Consider the following 24,680-nt stretch of genomic DNA (forward strand, 5'->3'; position numbering starts at 1 on the left):
ACCCACCGGATGCCAAGATTTAACGGCAGGTGATTAAGAAATGCACGGCTTGCCGAATATCCTCGTCCATTAACTCTGGATATTCGGCTTTCAGTTCTTCGCGATCGGGATACAAAGCGACCGCTTCGACCACCCTTTTCACGGTGAGCCGCATTCCCCGGATGCAAGCTTGGCCGTTCATGACTTCGGGGTTGATCGTGATACGGTCGAATCTTGTATTCATAGGGAATGCTCCTGTGGGTCCGATTACTTGATCCTCATGCCCGGCTGCGCCCCTTCGTCCGGGAACAGCACGAACGGCCCGCCGCGCTCGTCGCTGGCGGCCAAGACCATCCCTTCCGATAGGCCGAATTTCATCTTGCGCGGGGCCAGGTTGGCGACCATCACCGTCAGCTTGCCTTCCAACTGCGCCGGGTCGTAGGCCGCTTTGATCCCGGCGAATACGGTGCGCGGCTGTTCCTCGCCGATGTCCAGGGTTAACTTCAACAGCTTCTCGGCCTTCTCGACATGCTCGGCCTTGGCGATCCGGGCGATACGCAGGTCGATCTTGGCGAAATCCTCAATCGAAATCGTGTCGGCGATGGGTTGGATCGTGTGTTGCTGGTGCTGGGCGTGGCGCTGTTCGGACTGCGGGGCCGGTTCGGTGGCTTGCAGGTTGGGTTTGTTGGCTGCCACGAGCGCCTCGATTTGCTTGGGGTCGATGCGGGTCATCAGGTGTTGGTAAGGTTGAATTTTGCTGATTGGAAGATTGGATAATTCTTGCCAACTAAAACCACGGTTGAATTCCAGTTTCCAGTTGAAAAGCGCTTCTACACGTTCAGCGACGCCAGGTAGAACAGGTTTTAACAAAATTGTGAGACGGGCAAATGCTCTTAAGGCGGCGCTACACACAATATGCAACTTATCGCTTAGATCGCTGTTCTTGGCTATTTCCCAGGGCTTGTTTTCATCAACGTACCGATTTACCGAATCCGCCAAAGTCATAATTTCCCTGATAGCTCTGCCATATTCCCTATCTTCGTAAAACCGTTCTATCAAATCCAGCTTTTCTATGAAAGCTTGCTCTAAACTCCATTCTTCGATCGATTCTGGGCCAGCGGCTGGCATTAGTTGACCGTCGAAGCGTTTAGATATAAAGCCCGCGCACCGGCTGGCGATATTCACATACTTCCCGACCAAATCCGAATTCACCCGCGCCGCGAAATCCTCCAGATTCAGGTCGATATCCTCCATGCTCCCATTCAGTTTGCAGGCGTAATAATACCGCAGCCATTCCGGGTTCAAGCCCTGCTGCAAATAGCTCTCGGCGGTGATGAAGGTTCCCCGCGACTTCGACATCTTCTCGCCATTCACGGTCAGGAAGCCATGCGCGAAAATCTGGGTCGGCGTGCGGAAATCGGAATATTTCAGCATGGCCGGCCAGAACAAGGCGTGGAAATAAAGAATATCCTTGCCGATGAAATGATAAAGCTCGGCGCTGGAATCCTTGTTCCAGTAATCACCAAAATTCAGCCCCAGCCGGTCGCACAGGTTCTGGAAACTGCCCATATAGCCAATCGGCGCGTCCAGCCAGACATAGAAGAACTTGCCCGGCGCGTCGGGAATCTCGAAACCGAAATATGGCGCGTCGCGGGAAATATCCCAGTCGTTCAGCCCGGCCTCGAACCATTCCGCCATCTTATTGGCGGCCTCGTCCTGCAAAGTCCCGCTGCGGGTCCAGTTTTGCAGGAATTCCCCGCACTTCCCCAGCTTGAAGAAATAATGCACCGATTCCTTCCGCACCGGCGCGGCCCCCGACACGGCGGAATAGGGATTCAGCAAATCGGTGGGGGCATAGGTCGCGCCGCAGGCTTCGCAGGAATCGCCGTACTGATCCTTGGCATGGCAGCGTGGACATTCGCCCTTGATGAAGCGATCCGGCAGAAACATCGCCTTCACCGGGTCGTAATACTGCTCGATGGCGCGGGATTCGATCAGGCCGTTGCGTTTCAGCGTCGCATAGATCGTTTCAGCGAAACGCCGGGTTTCCTCGGAATGGGTCGAGTAATAGTTGTCGAATTCGACCAGGAAGCCGTCGAAATCCCGCTGGTGCTGGCCGTGGACCCGGTCGATGAGTGCCTCCGGGCTGATGCCTTCCTTCTCGGCCCGCAGCATGATCGGCGTGCCGTGGGTGTCGTCGGCGCAGATATAAGATATCTGGTGGCCCTCGCTCGCGGGATAACGCATCTTCTGGAAGCGCACCCAGATGTCGGTTTGGATGTACTCCACCAAATGACCCAAATGGATGGGACCATTGGCATAGGGCAGGGCGCTGGTGACGAGGATTTGGCGTGGCTGGTTCATCGGCTTCATCGAGGTTCGCTGCATGAAAATGGCGGCGATTATCCCACAATCGCGGATGCGGTTCCGGCTTGGCTAGGGGCGGCCTCTGCGTGTATAAGCTTCCCCAATTCACTTGGAAGGAGAATCCCCATGCTCGACGTACTGTTGTCGGGAAAATTATCCCGCGATCCCCTGGTCCGCGTCGGACCTTCCGGCAGGCCGTTCACCACCGCGCAAATCAGGGTGCCGGTCGAGGGCGATGAAACCCTCTGGGTGTCCACCATCGCCTTCGGCGAGGTCGGCGAACGCCTGGGCCGCCTCAAGGCCGGCGACGCGGTCAGCCTTGCGGGTTCGGCCAAGCTGTCGTCCTGGGAAAAGGACGGCGAACTCCGCCACGGCCTCAGCGTGACCGCCTCCGGCATCCTCTCGATCCACGAAACCCGCGAGGTCCGCGAAACCCGCAAGCGGCGCGAACCCAAGGAATCGCCCGGCCGGGCCGCGCCCGCCGAGCCGCCGCCGGGCCGGGAAACCGGCGGGGAGGTCGAGTTCGACGACGAGATTCCGTTTTGACGGGCCGGATCATGGCAATGAAGCTGAAACCCGCCGCGCTGTTGGCCATCCTTCCGCTGTTGGCCGCCTGCGTCGCCACGCCCAGCCAATACGCCCGCGATGTCGGGGTGAATCCGGCCACGGATTGCCGGGTTTTCCCCATCACCCAACATATGTGGCGCGATGCCTATCCGGGCTTACTGAACGCCCAGGTCGATCCCGACTGGATGTACCCGGTCTACGCCGGGCTGGGCACCACGACCTGGCTGGTCGCGACGCCCTTCCTGCCGCTGGTGGACCTGTTGGTGGCCCCGTTGTGGATGGGGCAGGGCTGCACCTGGGACAACACCTGGCAAGATATCCAGAAAGTCCCCGGCTGAACCGGGAAGCAGGCGGTGTCGGTTTTCCTACAAACCTTGCCCCATTATGGGGAAGGGCCGCTCTAGGGTTTGTACCGTATAGCGCCCGGTTGGAAGGCAAACCAAGATAAATCAAGGTCTTGCGCCCTATTTGCGAAGGGCCGGCCAGCCGGGTCCCGCCTTTGGCCCGGAAACTGCTGCTATGGTTGTCGATGACATCCCGTAATTCCGACGAACCCTCCCCGGCGCTCCCCCCTTAGCGCGGAAAATCGCCCGGACCGTGCCTGTCATGCCTCGCCGGGCCGATCCGGCGAAGCTCCCAGCCTTGCGGAGCCAAACGGCGCGATTGAGCGCTGGGTTTCGCCGGGTTCCCTGACCGCAATCAATGCCGCCCATCGGGCCATTCCGGGCCTAGAACCCGATGAATCATCCCGCGATGGGGGCTGGAGTTCTACCGTGGACGCTTTACTGTTGATCCTGTTCGCATTGTTGCACGTCGCCGATGGCATCGTGACTTATTTTGGGCTGAGTTGGTTCGGATTGGAGGAAGTGAACCCGGTACTCAATTACTGCGCCGGTTATTTCGGCCTGGCCTGTTCCATCACCGCGCTGAAACTGGTGGCCCTGGGCTTCATCGCCTTCGTGTTCGCCGGGAGGCGCAGGATCAAGAGCCGCTGGATGACCGCCACCCTGGCTTCCGCCGTGACCTTCTATGGCTGGGTGGTCACCAACAACGTGATGCTGGTGATCGACGCCTGATCCCGCAGTTTGTCCGCCGTCCCTGCCCATTCCCGGCGCGGGGACGCCCTGTTTCCCCCGCCACGCCCATTCCCGTCCCCTTGGATTCCCCCCCCGGCGCAAGCCGCCGCCCCAATTGTGTAGAATGGCGCTTGGTTATTTGCATTGCCCGGAGAGTCCCATGTCCTTCACGCAAGCCGATGTCGAAAGCAGTCTGAAAACCTGGATCGATCCCCATCTCGGCAAAGACCTGGTCGGTGCCAGGATGGCGAAAAAAATCGAGGTGGAGGGCGGCAAGGTCCGCATCCGGGTGGCTTTGGGCTATCCCGCCGCCAGCTTCCACGGGGCGCTCCAGGCCGCGTTGGCGGCCAAGGTCCAGGCCGATACCGGGGCGGCGGCGGTCGAGGTCGAGGTCGCCACCGAGATCGTGTCCCATGCCGTGCAGAAGAATTTGAAGCCCATGCCCGGCGTCAAGAACATCATCGCCGTGGCCTCGGGCAAGGGCGGGGTCGGCAAATCGACCACCACCGCGAATCTGGCGCTGGCCCTCGCCGCCGAGGGGGCGCGGGTCGGCATCCTCGACGCCGATATTTATGGGCCGAGCCAGCCCCTAATGCTGGGCCTGTCGGGGATGCCCGAGGTGGAGGATGGGAAACGGATGATTCCCAAGATGGCCTATGGGGTGCAATCGATTTCCATCGGCTATCTGGTCGGCGAGGACCAGCCCATGATCTGGCGCGGCCCGATGGTGACGGGCGCCTTGCAGCAAATGCTGAAGGACACCAAGTGGGACGATCTCGATTATCTCTTGATCGACCTGCCGCCCGGCACCGGCGATATCCAATTGACCCTGGCCCAGCAGATTCCGGTGTCGGGCGCGGTCATCGTCACCACGCCGCAGGATATCGCCCTGCTGGACGCCCAACGCGGCCTCAGGATGTTCGAGCAGGTCGGGGTGCCGGTGCTGGGCTTGGTGGAGAATATGAGCATCCATATCTGCTCCAACTGCGGCCATGCCGAACCCATCTTCGGCGAGGGCGGCGGGGCCAGGATGGCGGAGAAATACGGCACCGAACTCCTGGGCGCCTTGCCCTTGGATATGGCGATCCGGCTCGCCGCCGACAGCGGCCAGCCCACCGTGGTGGCCGACCCCGAAGGCCAGCCCGCCCAAATCTACAAGTCCATCGCCCGCAAGCTGGCGGCGCGCTTGGCGCTCAAGGCCAAGGATTACAGCGCCCGCTTCCCCACCATCCAGGTGGTGAACGACTGATGGGCATCAAATCCGACCGTTGGATCCGTCGCATGGCGGAGGAACACGGCATGATCGCGCCGTTCGAGCCGGGGCAAGTGCGGAAAATCGACGGCAAGCGGGTGATTTCCTACGGCACCTCCAGCTATGGCTACGATGTGCGCTGTTCCAACGAATTCAAGATCTTCACCAATATCAACTCGGTGATCGTCGATCCCAAGGATTTCGATGAAAACAGCTTCGTCGATGTCCGGCAGGACGTGTGCATCATCCCGCCCAATTCCTTCGCCCTGGCGCGGACGGTGGAGTATTTCAGGATACCGCGGGATGTGCTGGTGATTTGCTTGGGCAAGTCCACCTATGCCCGCTGCGGGATCATCGTCAACGTGACGCCGCTGGAACCCGAATGGGATGGCCATGTCACCTTGGAATTCTCCAACACCACGCCGCTGCCCGCCAAAATCTACGCCCACGAAGGCGTGGCCCAGATGCTGTTCATCGGGGCCGACGAGGTCTGCGAAACCTCGTACAAGGACCGCGGCGGCAAATATCAAGGCCAGACCGGCGTGACCCTGCCCAAAGCCTGAGCCGCCATCCGTCCCGATCCTTCCCATCCACTTTTTTCCTACATGATCATCCCATGCAGCAAATCACCGCCCCCGCCCTCCGCGAGCGCCTCGACGACGCCAGCCAAGCCGCCCCGCTCCTGCTCGATGTGCGCGAACCCCACGAGTACGCCTTTTGCCATATCGAAGGTAGCCTCAACATCCCGATGAACACCGTCCCCGCCCGCATCGGCGAACTCGACCCCGACCGCGAAATCGTGGTGATTTGCCACCACGGGATGCGTAGCGCCAGCATCGCGGGTTTCCTGGGTAGCCGCGATTTCCAGAAGGTGTTCAACCTGAGCGGCGGCGTGGAAGCCTGGGCCGTGCTGGTCGATCCGGCCATGCCGAGGTACTGAGGATGCTGGCCGTGGTCCAGCGGGTGGCGCGGGCCGAGGTCAGGGTCGATGGGGAGAGCGTCGGCAGGATCGGGCCGGGCCTGTTGGCCCTGGTCGCGGTGGAGCGCGGCGACACCGAGGCCCAGGCCGAGCGTCTGGCCGGGCGGCTGCTGGGCTACCGCATGTTCGCCGATGCCGGGGACAAGATGAACCTCAGCGTCATGGATACCGGCGGCGGGGTGCTGCTGGTGTCGCAATTCACCTTGGCCGCCGACACCCGCAAGGGGATGCGTCCTAGTTTTACGCCCGCCGCCGATCCCGAAACCGGCAGGCGGCTATTCGATGAGTTGGTGGCGCGGGTGCGGGCCAGGCATGGTCCGGTCGAGACCGGGCGGTTCGGGGCCAATATGCAGGTGGAGTTGGTCAACGATGGGCCGGTGACGTTCAGTTTGCGGGTGGCACCGCCGGAAGCGGAGCCGTAGCCGGGGCGTTGCCGCCCGTGCATTCCCCCAGGTAGACCGCGTGGAATTGGTTGCCCATGTCGGTTTTTTCCTGCTCGCCGAAATTCACGTCCAGCGCCCCGTCGATCCGGGTCGCGCTGAAATCCAGCTCGCCATGGCCTTTGAGGCCCAAGTCCCCGGCGCAAGCCACGTCGAACGAGAGATGCCCTGCCGAGTATGTCCGGTTCCCGAAATCGCAGCCCGAGACGCCGGGTCCGCCGCTGCCGGTGAGCAGGCGTTCCGGGTGGTCGGCGTCGTCCTGGCTCAGGCATTGGGTCAGCTCGAAGGGCTGGGGTTGCCAGCCGGGGGTGGCGGCGACGCGGGATTCCAGGGTGATTTTCCAAAGGCCCGGGCGGATGTCTTCGGCCTGGGCCGGGGCGCAGAGGGCCAGGAGCAGGGCGGGGAGGATGGGGGTTTTCAGGCTTTTCATAGGGAGGGCCAATGAGTGGAAGGTGCGGGGGCCGATAGCATAATACCCACCGCCATTATCTCCGTATCCGGCGATGCCGCCGTCCAGGCCATCCGTTGCTCCGCGGGTTTCAGAACGGGGCCAGCCGGATGCCCTTCCGCGCCCGCGTCGCCGCCACGTAATAGACATTGATCTCCTCCCTGAGCTTGGCCGGATTGAATTCCTCCGCCATGTCCATTAGCTTCTCCAATTCCTTGCGGGTGGCGAAACCGTCCTCGCCCATCGCCACCCAATCGTATTCCTGGCCCTTGGCCTTGTGGGTGGTGGCGAACAACGCCGCCGCCTGGGGCTTGTCCACCAGCCGGGCCTTGATCTCGCGGTCGAACTCGTACAGCTTGGTGCCATAACGCCCCACCAGATCGACCAGGGTGGCGAGCGCCGCGTTCTGGGTGTCCTTGGCGAAGCGCCTGACATCCTCGAAGTGGGCGAGCTTGCGGATCAAAGGGTCTTCGATCTTCTGGCGCTTGCCCAGCTTCAGGTTCAGCAAGGACACCACCCGGCTGTTCATGAAGTTGTAGCCGCCGTAGCCCCCCTCGAAATACATCGATTTCGCGCCTTTCTCCAAGCGTTCCAGCGCCGCCTCGAACAGCGCCAGGTTGCTGCGGCAAATCACCGCCACCGATCGCTTGCGCGCCAGGTCGGGGCGCGGCTTGAAGTGGGTTTCGGCGGCGGTGCCGCGCATGTGCAGGCGGTGGGGTTCGCCCAGGATGCGGTAGGCGGCGTTGACCTGTTCGGCCAGGTGTTGGGCCAGTTTGTCGCCGAAGCGGAAGGTCTGGCTCAGGGGATGGCTTTGGCCGTCGATCCGTTCCAGGGAATTCACCGCGTGGCGGAAGGCGTAGATTTGCTGGAAGCCATCGCCGACGAACACCCGCTGGGCGTGGTCCTGGCGCTGGATGATGCTGAGCATCACGCCGGAAGTGTCCTGGGCCTCGTCCACCAGGATGATATCGAAGGGCAGCTTGACCTTGGCGAACTGGAACAGCTTCAAATAGAAATCGTGCAGGGCCGGAATCCGCCGCTGCCGCATATCGGACAGGAGGCTCCGCACCACGGCCAGGAGTTCGCTCCCGCACATCGCCAGCAAGACCCGCACCGGGGCGGTGGGCGCGGTGGCCTCGCGGTAGGCGTCGAGCAGGCCGTCGTCGAGCTTCACCCAGGCGGCATTGAGGTAATAGTTGGTCAAGTCCTTGATGAGCCAGGCGTAGATCAGGGCGTCCTCGCCCTGGCGCTCGGCGGACGGCACGTATTGCTCCAACAAGCGCCATTCGTTGAGTTCGCTTTCCAGCTGGTAGTTATGGCCTTGCACGTACTGATAGGCGAGGCCGTGGAGGGTCTTGACCGTCATGTGGGAAAGCCCGCGCCCGTGGGCCTTGAGCCGGACTTCGTCGGCCACGGCGCGGTTATAGGCCAGATAGAGGATGCGGCTGCGGGGCCGGGCGGCGGCGAATTCGAGGAGGGTGGTGGTCTTGCCGCTGCCGGCCACGGCGTTGACCTTGAGGATGGGGGCGTCCGCCGCGATCACGGCGGCTTGTTCTTCGGTCAGCGGCAAGGTTTGGGGACTCCGAACGGTGGAAAAGGGTAAGGATAGCGGTGTGGACCGGATGGAGCGCGGTGGCTTGGAGTCCAAAGCAAGCTTTGGACTCCAGGATTATACGGCCTCGATCAATACCCGCATTCCCACCGGCACCCGTCCGAACAAGTCCACGATATCGGCGTTTTTCATCCGCACGCAACCATGCGAGGCCGGAATCCCGCTCACGCCCCGGTCGGGGCTGCCGTGGATGTAGATATAGCGCCAAGTGGTGTCCACCGCGCCGTAGCGGTTGAAGCCGGGTTCGAGTCCGCCCAGCCAGAGGATGCGGGTCAATATCCAATCGCGGCCCGGACACTGGGTTTCCAGTTCGTCGCCGTAGATTTCGCCGGTGGGGCGGCGGGCCTTGAACACCGCGCCCAGGGGTTGGCCCGCGCCGATCTTGGCGCGGATGCGGTGCCAGCCGCGCGGGGTGCGTTCGCTGCCCTTTTGTTCGCCGGGGCCGTTCTTGGCGGTGGAGACGGGCCAGGTGTGGACCACGCGCCCGGCCTCGATCCAGTCCATGGCCTGGCGCGGGAGGCTGACGCGGAGGTAGGTCGCCGGGGTTTCGGTCATCGCTCGAACCAGGCGATGGATTCCACATGCGCCGTCTGCGGGAACATGTCCATCACCCCGGCCTTGACCAGCCGATAACCATGTTGATGGACCAGGATTCCGGCGTCGCGGGCCAGGGTCGAGGGATTGCAGGACACATAGACAATGCGCGAGGCCCGCCAGTGCGGCGCGTAGGCCAGGACTTCCTCGGCCCCGCCCCGCGAAGGATCGAGCAGCACCTTGTCGTAGCGCTGTTTGATCCAGGGTTCGGCGTCGAGGTTTTGGCCGAGGTCGGCCATGTGGAATTCGGCGTTGGCGATGCCGTTATGGGCGGCGTTCTGGCGGGCGCGTTCGACCAGGGACCAGCTGCCTTCGACCCCGACCACCCGCCCGGCCTTCCGCGCCAGCGCCAAGGTGAAATTGCCCAGGCCGCAGAACAGGTCCAGCACGGTGTCATCGGGCTGCGGGTCCAGGGCTGCGAGGGCCCGGTTCACCATTTGGCGGTTGATCTCGCCGTTGACCTGGGTGAATTCGGTGGGCAGGAATTGGTATTCGAGGTTCCAGTCCGGCAGGGCGTAGCTGAGCGGCCCAGGGCTTTCGGGATACAGCGGAGCCATGGAATCGGGACCGTGGCGTTGCAGCCAGATATCGAAGCCGCAGCGCTGGCCGAAGTCCTTCAAATGTTCCAAATCTTCCGGCGTCGGGTCTTCCAGCACCCGGAACACCAGGGCGGCGCGGTCGTCGCCCATGGAAATCTCGATCTGCGGCAGGCGGGCCTTGAGCGTGAGCTGGCCGATGACTTCGGACATGTCGTGCAGCCGCTCGCCGATGACCGGGGGCAGGATGCGGCAGGCGTCGATATTGGCGATGTAATTCCCGGCCCGCTCGCGGAAACCCACCAACACCCGGCCCTTGGCCGGCACGTCCTTCACGCTGAGCCGGGCCTTGCGCCGGTAGCCCCACAAGGGGCCGCGCAACGGTTCCCACAAGGGCACCTCGTCCAGCTTGCCGATGCGGCGCAGTTGATCGACCAGGAGTTTTTCCTTTTCCTCGATCTGGGAATCTTCCGCGAGGTGTTGCAGGCTGCATCCGCCGCACAGGTGGTAATGCGGACAGCCCGGCTCGACCCGGTTGGGCGCGGCCACCTGCACGGTTTCGACCTTGCCTTCGGCGTAGTCGCGGTGGATTTCGGTGTAGGAAAACGCCACGTCCTCGCCGGGCAAGGCGCCCGAGATGAACACGGCCTTGCCATCGATGCGGGCGACGCCGCGGCCATCGTGGGTGTAGGCGTCGATGTGGGCGGGGAAATGGCCTTTGGGGACCGGCTTCGGTCTGCGTCCTCTATATCCCATGGTCTGGCTTACTCCGGGAACACGCCCGTGGACAAATACCGATCCCCCCGGTCGCAGACGATCACCACGATCACCGCGTTCTCGACCTCCCGCGCCAATTGCAAAGCCGCATAGATCGCCCCGCCCGAAGATATCCCGGCGAAGATGCCTTCCCGCGCCGCCAGTTGGCGGGTGGTTGCCTCGGCGTTCGCTTGGTCCACGTCCATGATGCGGTCGATCTTGCTGAAATCGCAGATTTTGGGGAGGTATTCCTTGGGCCAGCGGCGGATGCCGGGAATCTTGGAATCGCCCTCGGGCTGCACGCCGATGATTTGGATGGCGGGGTTCATTTCCTTGAGATATTGCGAAGTGCCCATGATCGTCCCGGTGGTGCCCATCGAACTCACGAAATGGGTGACGCGGCCTTGGGTGTCGCGCCAGATTTCCGGGCCGGTGCCGGTGTAGTGGGCCAGCGGGTTGTCGGGGTTGGCGAACTGGTCGAGGATTTTGCCTTCGCCACGGGCTTCCATGGCGCGGGCGAGGTCGATGGCGGCTTCCATGCTGCCTTTGGCCGGGGTCAGGACGATGTCGGCCCCGTAGGCCTTCATCGAGGCGCGGCGTTCGGCGCTCATGTTGTCGGGCATGATGAGGGTCATCTTGTAGCCCTTGATCGCCGCCGCCATGGCGAGGGCGATGCCGGTATTGCCGCTGGTGGCTTCGATCAGGCGGTCGCCGGGTTTGATGTCGCCGCGGTCCTCGGCCCGCTGGATCATGCTCAGGGCCGGGCGGTCCTTGACCGAACCCGCCGGGTTGTTGCCTTCCAGCTTGGCGAGGATCGTGTTGGAGGTGTCGCCCGGCAGGCGTTGCAAACGGACCAGGGGCGTGTTGCCGACGAAGGCTTCGATGGTCGGGAAATCGGGAAGGGGTTGCTGGGTCATGGCCGGAATTCCTGAGCGTTTCGCTCAACCAAAGGGGTAAAATGACACGAATCTTACCATTTCATGTTTCGTGCCATGCAAAAAGTCGAACTGCTGTCCCCCGCGGGCACCCTCAAGCACATGCGTTATGCCTATGCCTACGGCGCGGATGCCGTTTACGCCGGGTTGCCGCGCTATAGCCTCCGGGTCCGCAACAATGATTTCCTGGAAAAAAACCTGGGGCTGGGCATCGCCGAGGCCCACCAACAAGGCAAAGCCTTTTATCTCGCCACCAACGTCCTGCCGCACAATAGCAAGGTCAAAACCTTTGTGAGAGACCTGACACCGATTGTCGCAATGGGTCCAGACGCCCTCATCATGGCCGACCCCGGCCTCATCATGCTGGCGCGGGAGGCGTGGCCGGAGATGCCGATCCATCTGTCGGTCCAGGCCAACACGGTGAATTACGCGGCGGTGAAGTTCTGGCGGTCGGTGGGCGTGAGCCGCATCATCCTGTCGCGGGAATTGTCGCTGGACGAAATCGCCGACATCCGCCAGCACTGCCCGGAGATGGAGTTGGAAGTCTTCGTCCACGGCGCTTTGTGCATCGCCTATTCCGGGCGCTGTTTGCTGTCGGGTTATTTCAACCAGCGCGACCCCAACCAGGGGACGTGTACCAATTCCTGCCGCTGGAAATACGACCTCAGCCCGGCCCAGCAAAACCCGGAAGGCGATTACGTGCCCGGCCCGTTGCGCCTGTCGCTGGCGGATTTGAACAGCGGCTTGACCGATTGCGGCGAACAACAGCGCCATCCGCTGGCCGACGAGGTGTATTTCCTGGAGGAGGAAAACCGGCCCGGAGAATTGATGCCGGTGATGGAGGACGAACACGGCACCTATATCCTCAATTCCAAGGATTTGCGGGCGGTCGAGCATGTCCACCGGCTGGCGGCGATTGGGGTCGATAGCCTCAAGATCGAGGGCCGCACCAAATCCCATTATTACGTGGCCCGCACGGCCCAGGTTTATCGCCGGGCCATCGACGATGCCTTGGCCGGGCGTCCGTTCGATCCCGGCTTGCTCGGGGTATTGGAAAACCTGGCCCAGCGCGGTTATACCGATGGTTTCTACCAGCGCCACCATACCCAGGATTATCAGAATTATCTGCGCGGGTATTCCGAGAGCCATCAACAGCGCTTCGTCGGCGAAATCACCGGCTACGACGCCGCCTCCGGCAAGGCCGATGTCCTGGTGAAAAACAAATTCGCGGTCGGCGACCGGCTGGAATTGATCCTGCCGGAAGGCAACCGCGACGTGGTGCTGGAGGCGATGGAGGATAAGCACGGCGCGCCCTTGGCCGAAGCGCCGGGCGGCGGCTGGGAGGTCAGGATTCCCCTGGCGGCGCGGGATGCGCGGCATGGGTTGATCGCGCGGTATCTGTGACAGCGCGGGGCCGGGAGCGGTCCGGGGACCGCTCCTACGGCGGGGGTTTATAAGGTCCGGGACGCGGTGGGCTGCTGGTGCAGGGCCTGGGTCCGCTCGAAATCGGTCTGGCAGGCGATGCAGCGCTCGGCGGTGGGATTGGCTTCCAAGCGGGCCGGCGGGATGGGCTGGTCGCAATCGATGCACGCGCCGTATTCGCCCCGGCCTATCCGCAGCAGGGCGGCCTCGACCTGCCGCAGTTCGTGGACATGGCGGTCGATGGCGGCGAGGTCCAAGTCCACCATCAACGAAGCCACCGAGGCTTCCTCCTCGTCGTGGACTTCCCCGGCCACGTCGGTGAAGTGCTCGCTGTCGCTGCGCAACACCTCTTCTTGCACGCCTTGCCGCAATTGGTCGAAACGCGCCTGTAGCTGGCGGCGGAAGTGTTCGATCAGGGTTTGGTTCAGTTCTACGCTCATACGGGATTCCTCGTTTCCTCGTTTATGGTTCATGTCGTGGGGTTTGGATCGCGGGGACGCGGCCCGATTTCAATCCGTTGCACCCGCGGGGTGATGCCGCATAGCAGGTCGTAGGGGATGGTGGCGGCGTGGCGGGCGATTTCCTCGACCGGCAAGCCTTCGCCCCAGAGGATCGCCTCGTCCTCGACCTGGGCCGCCGGGCAATCGGTCAGGTCCAGGGTAATCATGTCCATCGACACCCGGCCGATCAGCGGCACCCGTTGGCCCCGCACCAGGACCGGCGTGCCCGGCTGGGCATGGCGCGGATAGCCATCGCCATAGCCCACGGCGGCGACCCCGAGCCGGGTCGGGTGCGGGCAGATCCAATCGCCGCCATAGCCCACGGCGTCGCCCGCCCGGAGTTGTTTGATGGCGATCAACCGGGTGCGGAAGGTCATGACGGGTTCGAGTCCGTCGTCCGGGCCGGTGCGGTAGGGGAAGGGCGAAACCCCGTATAGCATGATGCCGGGCCGCACCCATTCCACCCGCGTTCCCGTCCAGGCCATCAGCCCCGCCGAATTGCCGATGCCGCGCTCGGGTCGCAGGGTGCCCAGCGCCCGTTCGAACACGCTCAGTTGGCGCTCGGTCAGGGGGTCTTGCAACATGTCGGCGTTGGCGAGGTGGGTCATGACCGGGATGGGTTTCAGCACGGCGGGGCAGGCGTGTAGCCGCGCCATGCCGGCGTCGAATTCTTCCGGCAACAGTCCCAGCCGGTGCATCCCGCTATCGAGCTTGGCCCAGACCGCCAGCGGCGCGGGCAATTGGGCCTGTTCCAGCAAATCGATTTGGCGCGGCGCGTGGATGATGGGTTCCAGGCCGTGCCGGGCGTGGGCTTCCAATTCCCGCGCATTGACGAAGCCTTGCAGCACGGCGATGCGTTGCGCGACGCCGGCCTGCCGCAGGGCCAAGCCTTCGTCCAACCGGGCCACGGCGAAGGCGTCGGCGTCGGGCAGGCCGCGGGCGATGCGGACCAGCCCGTGCCCATAGGCATCGGCCTTGATGACCGCCATGACCTTGGCACTGGGCGCGAAGCCGCGCACCCGCGCCAGATTGCGGGCCACCGCCGCGAGGTTGAGGGTGGCGTGGGCGGAGCAGCCTATCACCGTCAGAATTCCCCCCCGCCGTTGGGCGGATAGCCCCCGCCGCCGCCGGATGGGTTCCCACCGATATAGACGGTCGGGGCGTGGTTCTCGAAGCGGGTGTATTGGCCGAGGAAAGTCAGCTTCACGGTGCCGATGGGCCCGTTGCGCTGCTTGGCGATGATGATTTCGGCGGAGCCTTTGTCCGGGGACTCGGCGTTGTAAACCTCGTCGCGATAAATGAATAGGATGATGTCGGCATCCTGCTCTATCGCGCCCGATTCGCGCAAATCGGACATGACGGGCCGCTTGTTGGGCCGTTGCTCCAGGCTGCGGTTGAGCTGGGACAGCGCGATCACCGGCACGTTGAGTTCCTTCGCCATGCCTTTCAGCGAGCGGGAAATATCGGAAATCTCGTTCACCCGGCTTTCGCTGCCCGGCGATTGCATGAGTTGCAGGTAGTCGAGGATCACCATGCCCAGTTGGCCGCCGTTCTCGCGGGCGAGGCGGCGGCAGCGGGCGCGGACCTCGGTCGGGGTCATGGCCGGGGTGTCGTCGATGAACAGCTTGGCCTCGGCCAGGATGTTGATGGCGGAACCCAGCCGCGGCCAATCGTCCTGTTCCATCTTGCCGGTGCGGACCTTGCTCTGGTCGATGCGGCCCAGCGAGGACAGCATACGCAGCACCAATTGCTCGGCGGGCATTTCCATGCTGAACACCGCCACCGGCAGTTTTTCCTTGAGCGCCACATGTTCGGCGATGTTCATGCAGAAGCTGGTCTTGCCCATCGACGGCCTCCCCGCCACGATGACGAGGTCGGACGGTTGGAACCCGGAGGTCTTGTCGTCGAGGTCGGTATAGCCGCTGGGCACCCCGGTCATATGGCCTTGGCTGTGGAACAGCACCTCCACCCGGTTCACGGCGGCGGTGACCAGGGGCCGGATCGGCTTGAAGCCGGTGCCTTGCCGCCGGTATTGGTCGGCGATGCGGAACACCGTGCGCTCCGCCGTCTCGATCAATTCCGGGGTGGTGCGGCCCTGCGGGAAATAGGCGAGGTCGGCCAGTTCCGCGCCCGAGGCGATCAATTGCCGGAGGATGGATTTTTCCCGGACGATATCGGCATAGGCCGAGATATTGGCGGCGCTGGGGGTTTCCTTGGCCAGCGAGGCCAGATAGCTCAGCCCGCCGCTTTCGTCCAGCCAGCCCAGGCTTTCCAGGGTTTCCGCCAAGGTGATGACATCGGTCGGGCCTTGCTTTTCCGCCAGCATCTTCATGGCCCGGAAAATCAGCTTGTGGTCGTGGCGGTAGAAATCGTCCTCGACCAGCATATCGGCCACCTTGTCCCAGGCCAGCCGATCCAGCAGCAGGGAGCCGAGGACGCCTTGCTCGGCGTTGACGGAAAAAGGCGGGAGTTTCAGGGCTTCGACTTGCTCGTCCCTGGAGGCATTCGGATTGCGTCGGATACGTTCTGCCATGGTCAGGGTTCAGGCTTGGCGCAGGGTTTCGATGAGGCGGGTGGTGGAATAGCCATCGACGAAGCTTAACAGTTTGACCTCGCCGCCGTGGGCCAGGACCAGATCGTGGCCGGCGATGGCGCCGATGTCGGCGTAGTCGCCGCCCTTGACCAGCACGTCGGGTAGGATGTGGCCGATGGCGGCGCGGGGGGTGTCGTCCTCGAAGGGGACGACCCAATCGACCGCCGCCAGCGCCGCCAGCATTTCCATGCGGTGGGCCAGGGGATGGATGGGGCGTTCCGGGCCTTTGAGGCGGCGCACCGAGGCATCGCCGTTGACCAGCACCACCAAGCGGTCGCCCAGGGCGCGGGCTTCCCGTAGATAACGGATGTGGCCGGGATGGAGGATATCGAAACAGCCGTTGGTGGCGACGATCCTTTCGCCCTGGCGGCGGGCGGCGTCCAGGATCGGCAACAGGTCGCTGAGGGCGATGGCCCCGCGCCGTTGGGTGGGGCCGCCCGGCAGGGCTTGGGCCAATTCCTCCAGGCCGACGCTGGCGGTGCCGAGCTTGCCCACCACCAGGCCCGCCGCGAGGTTGGCCAGCGGGGTGGCTTCGGCCAGGGCCAGCCCGGCGGCGAGGCCCGCCGCCAACACGGCGATCACGGTATCGCCCGCGCCGGTCACGTCGTAGACCTCCTTGGCGCGGGCGGGCAGGTGCAGGTCGGGAGCGTCGCGCCGCACCAGGGTCATGCCCTGTTCGCCACGGGTGATCAAGAGCGCGTCGAGGTCGAGTCGCTCGGCCAGGTGCCGGGCCTTCGCGGCCAGTTCGTCGTCGTCGCGGCAGGGACCGGCCACGGCCTCGAATTCGGCGCGGTTGGGGGTGATGAGGGTCGCGCCCCGGTATTTGTCGAAGTCGCCGCCCTTGGGGTCGATCAAAATGGGCTTTCCGGCGGCGCGGGCGGCTTCGATCAAGGGGCGGATGTGGTGCAGGGTGCCCTTGCCATAATCGGACAGCACCACGGCCTGGACTTCGGGCAGGCGGGCGGCGAAGCGTGCCGTCAAAACCGCCGGATCGACGCCGTGGAAACCTTGCTCGAAATCCAGCCGGATCAATTGCTGATGGCGGCTGAGGACGCGCAGCTTGGTGATGGTGGGGAGGCCCGCCACCCGTTCGACCCGGCAGTCGATCCCGGCTTGTTCCAGTAAGCCGGTCAAGCCGGTGCCCGCCTCGTCCGCGCCGCAATAGCCCAGGACTTCGGCCCCCGCGCCCAGGGCGGCGATGTTGAGCGCCACGTTGCCCGCGCCGCCGATCCGTTCCTCGATCCCTTCCACCCGCACCACCGGCACCGGGGCTTCCGGCGAAATGCGCGAGGTGGCCCCGTGCCAATAGCGGTCCAGCATCAGATCGCCGGCCACCAGCACACGGGAGGAACGGAAGTCGGGGAGTCGCATGGTCGGAGCCCTGCCGAAAAAGGGGCGATAGCATAGCACACCCATCAAGGCGGGAGCCTTGGGCGGGGTTGGCGCGGGGTGTAAGCGTGGATACGTGGGCGCGGGGCGGTCATTCATGATTTTCGCCGGATACAGGGGCGGGTGAAGATAAACTATGCCCAAAATCCCACCTTGGAAGGTGTTTTAATGACAAACCCACCCATTCCTTACCAACCACCCCGGACCTTGCTCGCAGCCAACCGGGAGTTGCGCTTCGACCAGCCCTTGGCCTACGACGACCCGCGCTATGTGGATACCGCCAAGGCGCGGGGCAATTTCAACCATACCAAGATCATCCGTGCCTTGATGGGAGGCAATCCCAACGGCGGTAATTACTTCCTTTATAGCGGTCCCATCGGCTGCGGCAAAAGTACCGAACTCAGGCGGCTGGCGGTCGAATTGCATGAGCCGGGCCAGTTTTACGTGGTCATGCTAGACACGCTGGAACGGCTGGATACCCATAACCTGGGCTATCCCGATGTCTTGCTGGCTTTGGCGGCGGAGTTGTTGGCCCGGATCGAGGGCGAGGGTGTTGTGATCGATCCGATGTTTTTGCGGAATCTGACCGGCTGGTTCAGCGAAAGGATCGAGAAGAATGAACGTACCCGCGAATTGGCTGCCGAAATCAAGTCCGGTGCGGAAGTCCAGGCCAGCATTCCTTTCCTGTGCAAATTGTTCGCCAGCCTGACCAGTTCTTTCAAGGTCAATTCGACCTACAAGGAAGAACTCCGTACCGTGGTCAAGAACAGCTATAGGGATTTCTCCCAGGCGTTCAATGATTTGCTGGTCGCGGCGCGGGGCGCTTTGGGGCGGCGCGGGCTGGGTGACCGCCTCTTGTTCCTGGTCGATGGCACCGACCGTCTGTCGAGGGAGGATAGCAAAGCCTTCTTCATCGACAACATCCACCAATTACAGCAAATCCAGGCCGATTTCATTTATTGCGCTCCGATTGCGCTGGTGTTCAACCATCGGACTTTCCTGCTAAACATCTATACCGACCTGTTCCATCTGCCCATGATTAAGCTGAGCGAAAAGTCCGATCTGGACGAGGCCCGGCCCGACCCGGAAGGCTATGCCGCCATGCGCGAGATGGTGTTGAAACGGGTTGCTCAGGAGTTGTTCGACGATCTCGCCACGCTGGATTATTTCATCCGCTATTCCGGCGGCAATCCGCGCCATTTGCTGCGCCTTTTGAATTACGCCTACACCGAGGCGGAAAGCGAGTTTTTCGACCGCGCCGCCGCCGAGCGGGCCGTCAAGCGCTACGCCACCGATTACCGCTACCAGCTTGCCGCCGAGGATTTCGCCTTGCTGCGGCGGGTGGATGCTTTGGAGGATGTTTCGCAGTTGTCGGAGGACGACCGGGAGCGGGTCGGCAAATTGCTGTATTACGGGGCATTGTTGGAATACAACAGCTATTGGTGGCGTTCGCATCCGGTGGTGCGGACCTTGCCCGCCTATGTCGCGCCATGAATGCCGCCGATCTGTTCGGACCTGTGACGCCACCGCCGGAACATGCGGGGGAATGGGTCCGGCTCAAGCGGTTGCTGGAAGGTGCCGCCGGGCGTTTCGCCCTGGTGCTGGCTGGCTACAACCGGCCCGTTTATCGCGACCAGTTGATCGAGAGGTTGCGGCAAGAGGCGGGGGAATCAGCCCATGAGCGGCTGGACGCCAATGGTTTCGCCGATTTCGCGGCGTTCGAGCGTTGGTTGGAAAGTCATGGCCAGGAGCCGGGGGCGCTGCATTTGGTGGGCTTGGATTTGTGGCTGGGGCAGGGGAAGGACGATTCCCGGCTGTATGTCTTCAATGTGCATCGTGATTGGATCGCCCGGTTGTGTCGGCGGCCTTTGGTGTTGTGGCTGTTGGAACATCAAATCCGGGAGTTCGCCCAAGCCGCGCCGGATGCTTGGGAATGGCGGTCGGGGGTGGTGGATTTTTCCTGGCCGGTCGAGTTGGAAAGTATGGCTTGGCCCGAGCCGCTGGATTTGGGGAGCGCCACGCGGGATGAGCGTTTGCAGCGGGTCGCGGAAATCCGGGATTTTTTGGCGTACAAGGGCGAAGAACTTTCCGGCTCTGAGCGCGGGGCGCTTTGGAATACTTTGGGGAATTTATATCGAGACCTCGGAGCATGGTTACAAGCACTGGAAGCCTATGACCAAGCCAACGCTATTTTTGAACATGCGGGCGACCGTAGAGGCGCAGCCCAAACCTTGGGGAAGGGTGCTGATATTCTTTGGTTGAGGGGAGGTTTGGATCAGGCGTTGGCTCGGCTGAATACGGTCTTTGATGATCTTGAGCGGCTGGGCGACGAACGCTCAAGGGCAGTAACTCAAGGAAAGATCGCCGACATCTTACAAGCACGGGGACAGTTGGACGAGGCGTTACGTATCTCGGAGGAGGAAGTACTGCCAATCTATAAGCGGCTGGGTGACACATTGGGAAAAGCGGTAACACAGGGGAAAATCGCCGATATTTTGCAAACGCGGGGACAACTGGATGAGGCATTGCGCATCCGCGAAGAAGAGGAGTTGCCAGTCTATGAGCAACTGGGCAATGTGCGGTTGAAGGCGATAGCGCAGGGGAAAATAGCTGACATCCTATACGCGCGGGGACGGTTGGACGAGGCACTTCGCATCCGAGAAGAAGAGGAACTTCCTGTCTACGAACGCCTGGGCGATGTGCGGTCGAAGGCAATAACGCGGGGGAAGAGCGCCGACATCTTGCAAGCACGGGGACAATTGGACGAGGCGCTACGCATCCACCAGGAAGAACAATTGCCGATTTACGAACGGTTGGGCGATGTTATCGGGAAAGCTAAAACGCTCTTAAGAATCGCCGTAATCGAATTAGAGAAGGGCCGACAAGCCCAAGCTTTCGCCCACTTGACCGAAGCCTATGAGATCGCCAAGGGGCTCAAGCTTATAGAAGGGCTTGCCGCCGTGGGCGAACACTACGGCCAATTACTCCGCCAACGCGGCGACCCGGAAAAAGGCATCGCCATCCTAAAAACCGCCCTGGACGCTGCCGAACGGCTGGGTTGGAACGAACAAGCCGAACGCCTCCGCAACCTGCTATCCCAACCCGAAAGCCCGCTCAGTGCAGCTTGATCCGGGGCCGCAAGCGCCGCCGGAAGAAGTTCGCCACCATCAGCAAGCCCACCCGCAGCGTCCCGAACAGCGCCCACTGGTGCATCTTGTACAAGGACAGATAGACCAGGCGGGCGATCAAGCCCTCGATCATCACCGTGCCCATCAGATTGCCCATCAGGTTTCCCACCGTGCTGTATTTGCCCAGGGAAACCAGCGAGCCGTAATCGTGGTAGTGGTAATCGGCCTGGGACTGGCCCCGCAAGGCGCGGCGCAGGTTTTTCAGCACCAGGCTCGCCATCTGGTGGGCCGATTGGGCGCGGGGCGGCACGGTGGCGGTAGCGCTCTTGGCGGGCCAGGGGCAGGAAGCGCAATCGCCGATGGCGTAGACGGCATCGTCCACCGTGGTCTGGAGCGTGGGCCGCACCTTGATCTGGTTGATGCGGTTGGTTTCCAGGCCGTCCAGCCCTTGCAGGAAATCCGGTGCCTTGATGCCCGCCGCCCACACCTTGAGCGCCGCCGGGATGAACCGGCCCGAATGGGTGGCGACGCCCGCTTCCGTCACTTCCACCACTTTTTCGCCCAACAGCACTTCCACGCCCAGGCTTTCGAGCTGGTGCAAGGTGGCCCGCGACAGGCGTTCGGGTAGTCCCGGCAACAGGTTGGGCGAGGCTTCGATCAAGTGGATTTTGATGTCGGAGGGATGGACGTTGTCGAGTCCGTAGGCGTTGAGCAAGCGGGTGGCTTGGTGCAATTGGGCCGATAGCTCGATCCCCGTGGCCCCGCCGCCGACGATGGCGATGTCCAGTTCGCCCTCGCCCCGGCTGCCGCCGGTGGCATGGGCGTGGAGATAGGCTTCCATCAGCCGGATTTGGAATTGCTCGGCCTGCTCGGTGGTGTCGAGGAACAAACAATGGCGGGCCACGCCGGGAATGCCGAAGTCGTTGCAGACGCTGCCCACGGCGATGACCAGGAAATCGTAGGGGTAGGTGCGGGCCGGCATGATTTCCCGGCCCTCGGCGTTGAACATGGGGGCGAGGTGGATTTCCTTGCGGGCGCGGTCCAGGCCGTCCATGCGGCCCAGCACGAAGCGGAAATGTTTGGCGTTGGCCTGGGCCAGGTAGTCGAGTTCGTCGTCGTGGGAATCGAGGGTGCCGGCTGCGACTTCGTGCAGCAGGGGTTTCCAGATATGGGTGCGGGTGGCGTCGATCAGGGTGATTTCGGCCTGGCCCTGGCGGCCCAGGCTGGCGCCGAGCCGGGTGGCCAGTTCCAGGCCGCCCGCGCCGCCGCCGACGACCACGATTTTGGGGAGGTTGTTTTGGGTCATGCGCTGTTCCTCGTCGGGGTTTTTCTTAGGGTTCTCGAACAAGGCAATTTTAGTGTTGTTCCTGTGGCATGGGATACCGCCAGGACCGCGCCCCGCCGCGTTCAATCCTCCCGCGGGAACAAGCGCACCGCTTGTCCCGCCACCGCCAAACGTAGCCTATCGCCCGGCCCTAACCCGTGCATCCCCGGAAGCCGCGCCGTCCACGCCTGGGTTTCCGGCCCAGCTTGGAAATACAGCAAGGTCTCGTGGCCCAGGTATTCGGTCCCCACCACCACCGCCTCGAATCCCGCTTCCTCCGGTCCGGCCAAATGCACCGCCTCCGGGCGTATCCCGGCCAGCACCGCCGCCCCATCAACATAGGCCCCCGCGTCCACGCCTTCCGCCACCACCCGTCCCGCCACCCGCAACCGCGCCCGGTCCGGTCCATCCCGCTCCAACATCGCCGCGAACAGGTTCATGGGCGGACTGCCGATGAAGCCCGCCACGAAGGGATTTCCGGGCCGCTCGTACAAGGTCTTGGGGTCGGCGACTTGCTGTATCCGGCCTTGGTGCAGGACGGCGATGCGGCGGCCCAAGGTCATGGCCTCGACTTGGTCGTGGGTGACATAGAGCATGGTCGCGCCCATCCGCCGCTGTAGCTCGCCGATTTCGGTCCGCACCTGCCCGCGCAGCTTGGCGTCGAGGTTCGACAAAGGCTCGTCCAGCAGGAACACCGAAGGTTCCCGCACCAAGGCCCGTCCCATCGCCACCCGCTGCCGCTGTCCGCCGGAAAGTTGTTTGGGCAGGCGGTCCAGCACTTCTCCCAGGTCCAGCAATTCCGCCGCCCAGGCCACCCGGCGGCGGATGTCTTCCTTGGCCAGCTTGCGCATCTTGAGCGGGAATTCCAGGTTGCCGCGCACCGTCATGGTGGGATAGAGCGCGTAATCCTGGAACACCATGGCGATGTTGCGCTCCTGCGGCGACAGGGTGTTGGCGACGCGTCCGCCGATTTTGAGCGTGCCGGAACTGATGTCCTCCAAACCGGCCAGGAGGCGCAGCAAGGTGGATTTGCCGCAGCCGGAGGGACCGACCAGCACCATCAATTCCCCATCCGGGATGTCCAGGGTGAAATCGCGCAGGGCGTGGTAGCCGTTGGGGTAGGTTTTTTCGAGGTGTTCGAAGGAGACGGAGGCCATGGCGTTACTGCCCCGCGAACCGCTCGATCCCCAACAAGGGCAACACCTTCTTCACCCCCGCATCCGCCGCGAATAACTTTTGTATCGCATGGTCGGCCAGGGTATCCGCCAGGGCCACCAGGATCATGGCCTGATTCAAACACAGATAGTGATAGGCCACCGCCCCGCCCTGGGGATCGACCGCGTCGTAAAAGCCGAAATCGCCATAGATGGGATAGAGCGCCGCCAGTTTCCGCAGGTTCGCCGCCGCCGCCTCGGGTTCGGCCAGCAACGCCAAGGCGGCGGCGTGCGGCGTCACCACGCCGGATTTATAGCCCGCGATGCCCAGCGGTTTCACCCCGTATTCTTCATAGCGCCCATTCGCCGGATTGGAACTCGGCGACATGCCCCAGACCGGGAAACCCAATTCTTCCTGGGCATATTGGCGGTGGATGGCGGTATGGATGTCGCCGTTGCGGCCCAGGCTGGCGGGGGCGTATTGGCTTTCGTCCAGCACCAGGCGCGGCATCAGCGCCTCGAACAGGCTGCCGCCCCAGGACGGTACGTAGTCCTGGCCGCGCCAATGGTAATGCCCGCCGGTCCAGCGGAAGCCGTTGACGTTGTATTCGGTGCGGCCCAGGGGCGGGCGGGTTTGCCAGTGGATTTCCGGCGGGAAGGTGCGGGACATGGCGAACCAATGGGCTTCCGGCACCGCGCCCTGGGCGATGGCGATGAGGCTCCCGAGGCGCGATTCGGCGTAGAACACGCCGTAGTGGTAATCCGAGCGCGTCCGCAAGGGGACGTGGTAGCCGTGCGACATCAGCCGGTATTTTTCGTCGTAGAAAAAGCCGTAGTCGCCTGGCCCGATCAGCCGGGAGCAGCGCTCCGCCAGTTCCGGGAACGCCTGCCGCGCCACCATCAAGCCCGCCGTCAGCCAGGACGAATCGACGAAGGAAATGAAATCGCTGGTGCGTTCCAGGGTGGTGGTGTTGTAGTAATTGAAGAAGAAGCCGCGATGGCTTTCCATGCGTTCGAGGGAAGCCAGGGTGGCCTTGAGCCGGGTCAGGGCTTGTTCCCGGTCGATGAGCTTGAGTTCGTGGGCCGAGGCCACGGCCAGGAAATGGAAGCCGATATTGGTGACGCTGGTGTAATCGCCGATGCGGGTGGTTTCCGGGGCGATGCCGCCGTTCTCGAATTCGACCCGGTCCAGCGGCAGGCCGTGGGCCAGGTCGGTGAAGGCGTCGAGGCCGCGCCAGGTGTCGGCGGCGATTTTCAGCAGGAAGGTCCGGGTATCGGTGTCCGGGGCGGGCGGTTCGGCCCGCAGGACACGGGGCCAGCCCGCCAGCCGGGCTTTGAGCAAGGGGCGTGCGGCCATTTCCCCGCCCACCGATTGTTCCCAGGCTTGTTTTTGCGGGGCCAATTCCGCGCCGGGGTGGATTTCGAGATTCACCGGGGCCGTCCCGTCCGCGTTTACGGGTCCGGCCATCGCGGCCCAAAGCCCCAGCACCAATCCGATCCACACTGTTTTTTTCACCGCGCCATCGCCTCGTATAACTGCATCGCCCGCCCGATATGCGGGTGCGGGCAAGCATAGAGGATGCGGGCCGGGCGCTCAATTCGGGCGGGCTGTGTACAATCGGCGGCCAC

24 protein-coding genes are annotated in these 24,680 nt (G+C 63.1%); 10 read left to right on the forward strand and 14 right to left on the reverse strand.

Annotated features, from left to right (window positions below):
- Positions 1–19: 19 nt before the first annotated feature.
- Positions 20–223, reverse strand: coding sequence for a DUF433 domain-containing protein (locus K5658_RS08450; RefSeq protein WP_221066505.1), 204 nt, complete (start codon positions 221–223; stop codon positions 20–22).
- Between the two features lie 23 nt (positions 224–246).
- On the reverse strand, positions 247–2,343 hold the full coding sequence (gene metG, locus K5658_RS08455) for a methionine--tRNA ligase (RefSeq protein ID WP_221066506.1): 2,097 nt from the start codon (positions 2,341–2,343) through the stop codon (positions 247–249).
- Between the two features lie 129 nt (positions 2,344–2,472).
- Between metG and K5658_RS08460 the strand changes: the two genes are divergently transcribed.
- From K5658_RS08460 to dtd, 7 genes are all read left to right on the forward strand, one after another.
- Complete coding sequence (locus tag K5658_RS08460) at positions 2,473–2,892, forward strand: single-stranded DNA-binding protein (RefSeq protein ID WP_221066507.1); 420 nt, start codon at positions 2,473–2,475, stop codon at positions 2,890–2,892.
- 17 nt (positions 2,893–2,909) lie between these two features.
- The gene (locus K5658_RS08465; protein ID WP_221066508.1) at positions 2,910–3,251 is read left to right on the forward strand and encodes a hypothetical protein; all 342 of its coding nucleotides are present in this window, start codon (positions 2,910–2,912) and stop codon (positions 3,249–3,251) included.
- A gap of 435 nt (positions 3,252–3,686) precedes the next feature.
- On the forward strand, positions 3,687–3,989 hold the full coding sequence (locus K5658_RS08470) for a DUF5658 family protein (protein ID WP_085215216.1): 303 nt from the start codon (positions 3,687–3,689) through the stop codon (positions 3,987–3,989).
- Positions 3,990–4,149: 160 nt separating this feature from the next.
- Positions 4,150–5,238 (forward strand): iron-sulfur cluster carrier protein ApbC, encoded by a 1,089-nt coding sequence (gene apbC / locus K5658_RS08475; RefSeq protein WP_221066509.1) that lies wholly within the window; start codon positions 4,150–4,152, stop codon positions 5,236–5,238.
- Positions 5,238–5,804 carry a dCTP deaminase gene (gene dcd / locus K5658_RS08480; protein ID WP_221066510.1) on the forward strand — a complete coding sequence of 189 codons (567 nt, stop codon included), beginning with the start codon at positions 5,238–5,240 and terminating at the stop codon, positions 5,802–5,804. Before apbC ends, dcd begins: the two co-directional genes overlap by 1 nt.
- A gap of 53 nt (positions 5,805–5,857) precedes the next feature.
- Positions 5,858–6,181 (forward strand): rhodanese-like domain-containing protein, encoded by a 324-nt coding sequence (locus tag K5658_RS08485; protein WP_221066511.1) that lies wholly within the window; start codon positions 5,858–5,860, stop codon positions 6,179–6,181.
- 2 nt (positions 6,182–6,183) lie between these two features.
- Positions 6,184–6,642, forward strand: a complete 459-nt coding sequence (gene dtd, locus K5658_RS08490) for a D-aminoacyl-tRNA deacylase (RefSeq protein ID WP_221066512.1) — start codon at positions 6,184–6,186, stop codon at positions 6,640–6,642.
- Here the strand turns inward: dtd and K5658_RS08495 are convergent.
- The 5 genes from K5658_RS08495 to cysM form a co-directional block, all read right to left on the reverse strand.
- Complete coding sequence (locus K5658_RS08495; RefSeq protein ID WP_221066513.1) at positions 6,605–7,090, reverse strand: DUF3617 domain-containing protein; 486 nt, start codon at positions 7,088–7,090, stop codon at positions 6,605–6,607. The two genes, dtd and K5658_RS08495, sit on opposite strands and share 38 nt — an antisense overlap.
- Positions 7,091–7,199: 109 nt before the next feature.
- The gene (locus K5658_RS08500; RefSeq protein ID WP_221066514.1) at positions 7,200–8,678 is read right to left on the reverse strand and encodes a UvrD-helicase domain-containing protein; all 1,479 of its coding nucleotides are present in this window, start codon (positions 8,676–8,678) and stop codon (positions 7,200–7,202) included.
- 99 nt (positions 8,679–8,777) lie between these two features.
- Entirely contained in the window at positions 8,778–9,275 is a 498-nt protein-coding gene (locus K5658_RS08505) for a L,D-transpeptidase (RefSeq protein WP_221066515.1), read from the reverse strand.
- The gene (gene rlmD / locus K5658_RS08510) at positions 9,272–10,606 is read right to left on the reverse strand and encodes a 23S rRNA (uracil(1939)-C(5))-methyltransferase RlmD (protein WP_221066516.1); all 1,335 of its coding nucleotides are present in this window, start codon (positions 10,604–10,606) and stop codon (positions 9,272–9,274) included. Before rlmD ends, K5658_RS08505 begins: the two co-directional genes overlap by 4 nt.
- An 8-nt stretch (positions 10,607–10,614) precedes the next feature.
- The gene (cysM, locus tag K5658_RS08515; RefSeq protein WP_221066517.1) at positions 10,615–11,523 is read right to left on the reverse strand and encodes a cysteine synthase CysM; all 909 of its coding nucleotides are present in this window, start codon (positions 11,521–11,523) and stop codon (positions 10,615–10,617) included.
- 75 nt (positions 11,524–11,598) lie between these two features.
- Between cysM and trhP the strand changes: the two genes are divergently transcribed.
- Entirely contained in the window at positions 11,599–12,945 is a 1,347-nt protein-coding gene (trhP, locus tag K5658_RS08520; protein ID WP_221066518.1) for a prephenate-dependent tRNA uridine(34) hydroxylase TrhP, read from the forward strand.
- A 47-nt stretch (positions 12,946–12,992) separates the two neighbouring features.
- Here the strand turns inward: trhP and K5658_RS08525 are convergent, their stop codons facing one another.
- Genes K5658_RS08525 through hldE form a run of 4 tightly spaced genes read right to left on the reverse strand, consistent with a single transcriptional unit; the run spans position 12,993 to position 17,427 of the window.
- A complete protein-coding gene (locus K5658_RS08525; RefSeq protein WP_221066519.1) occupies positions 12,993–13,403 on the reverse strand; it encodes a TraR/DksA family transcriptional regulator in 411 nt (136 codons plus the stop codon).
- Positions 13,404–13,432: 29 nt separating this feature from the next.
- The gene (gene alr / locus K5658_RS08530) at positions 13,433–14,542 is read right to left on the reverse strand and encodes an alanine racemase (protein WP_221066939.1); all 1,110 of its coding nucleotides are present in this window, start codon (positions 14,540–14,542) and stop codon (positions 13,433–13,435) included.
- A gap of 5 nt (positions 14,543–14,547) precedes the next feature.
- Entirely contained in the window at positions 14,548–15,996 is a 1,449-nt protein-coding gene (gene dnaB, locus K5658_RS08535; RefSeq protein WP_221066520.1) for a replicative DNA helicase, read from the reverse strand.
- A 9-nt stretch (positions 15,997–16,005) separates the two neighbouring features.
- Positions 16,006–17,427, reverse strand: a complete 1,422-nt coding sequence (hldE, locus tag K5658_RS08540) for a bifunctional D-glycero-beta-D-manno-heptose-7-phosphate kinase/D-glycero-beta-D-manno-heptose 1-phosphate adenylyltransferase HldE (protein ID WP_221066521.1) — start codon at positions 17,425–17,427, stop codon at positions 16,006–16,008.
- Positions 17,428–17,613: 186 nt separating this feature from the next.
- On the opposite strand from hldE, the gene K5658_RS08545 reads away from it, so the two are divergent.
- Together K5658_RS08545 and K5658_RS08550 are read left to right on the forward strand one after the other, a co-directional pair.
- Positions 17,614–18,939: an ATP-binding protein gene (locus K5658_RS08545; RefSeq protein ID WP_221066522.1), complete on the forward strand. Its 1,326-nt coding sequence runs from the start codon at positions 17,614–17,616 to the stop codon at positions 18,937–18,939.
- Positions 18,936–20,573, forward strand: a complete 1,638-nt coding sequence (locus tag K5658_RS08550) for a tetratricopeptide repeat protein (protein WP_221066523.1) — start codon at positions 18,936–18,938, stop codon at positions 20,571–20,573. The genes K5658_RS08545 and K5658_RS08550 overlap by 4 nt, the downstream gene beginning before the upstream one ends.
- Here K5658_RS08550 and K5658_RS08555 read toward each other — a convergent pair.
- The 3 genes from K5658_RS08555 to K5658_RS08565 all read right to left on the reverse strand — a co-directional run bounded on the left by K5658_RS08555 (position 20,560) and on the right by K5658_RS08565 (position 24,567).
- Positions 20,560–21,879: an NAD(P)/FAD-dependent oxidoreductase gene (locus tag K5658_RS08555; protein ID WP_221066524.1), complete on the reverse strand. Its 1,320-nt coding sequence runs from the start codon at positions 21,877–21,879 to the stop codon at positions 20,560–20,562. The genes K5658_RS08550 and K5658_RS08555 overlap by 14 nt on opposite strands.
- A gap of 101 nt (positions 21,880–21,980) precedes the next feature.
- Entirely contained in the window at positions 21,981–23,054 is a 1,074-nt protein-coding gene (locus tag K5658_RS08560) for an ABC transporter ATP-binding protein (RefSeq protein WP_221066525.1), read from the reverse strand.
- A 4-nt stretch (positions 23,055–23,058) separates the two neighbouring features.
- On the reverse strand, positions 23,059–24,567 hold the full coding sequence (locus K5658_RS08565; protein ID WP_221066526.1) for a glucoamylase family protein: 1,509 nt from the start codon (positions 24,565–24,567) through the stop codon (positions 23,059–23,061).
- Between the last annotated feature and the right edge of the window lie 113 nt (positions 24,568–24,680).

Origin of the sequence: Methylomagnum ishizawai (assembly GCF_019670005.1) — a bacterium.
Classification (GTDB): Bacteria; Pseudomonadota; Gammaproteobacteria; order Methylococcales; family Methylococcaceae; genus Methylomagnum; species Methylomagnum ishizawai.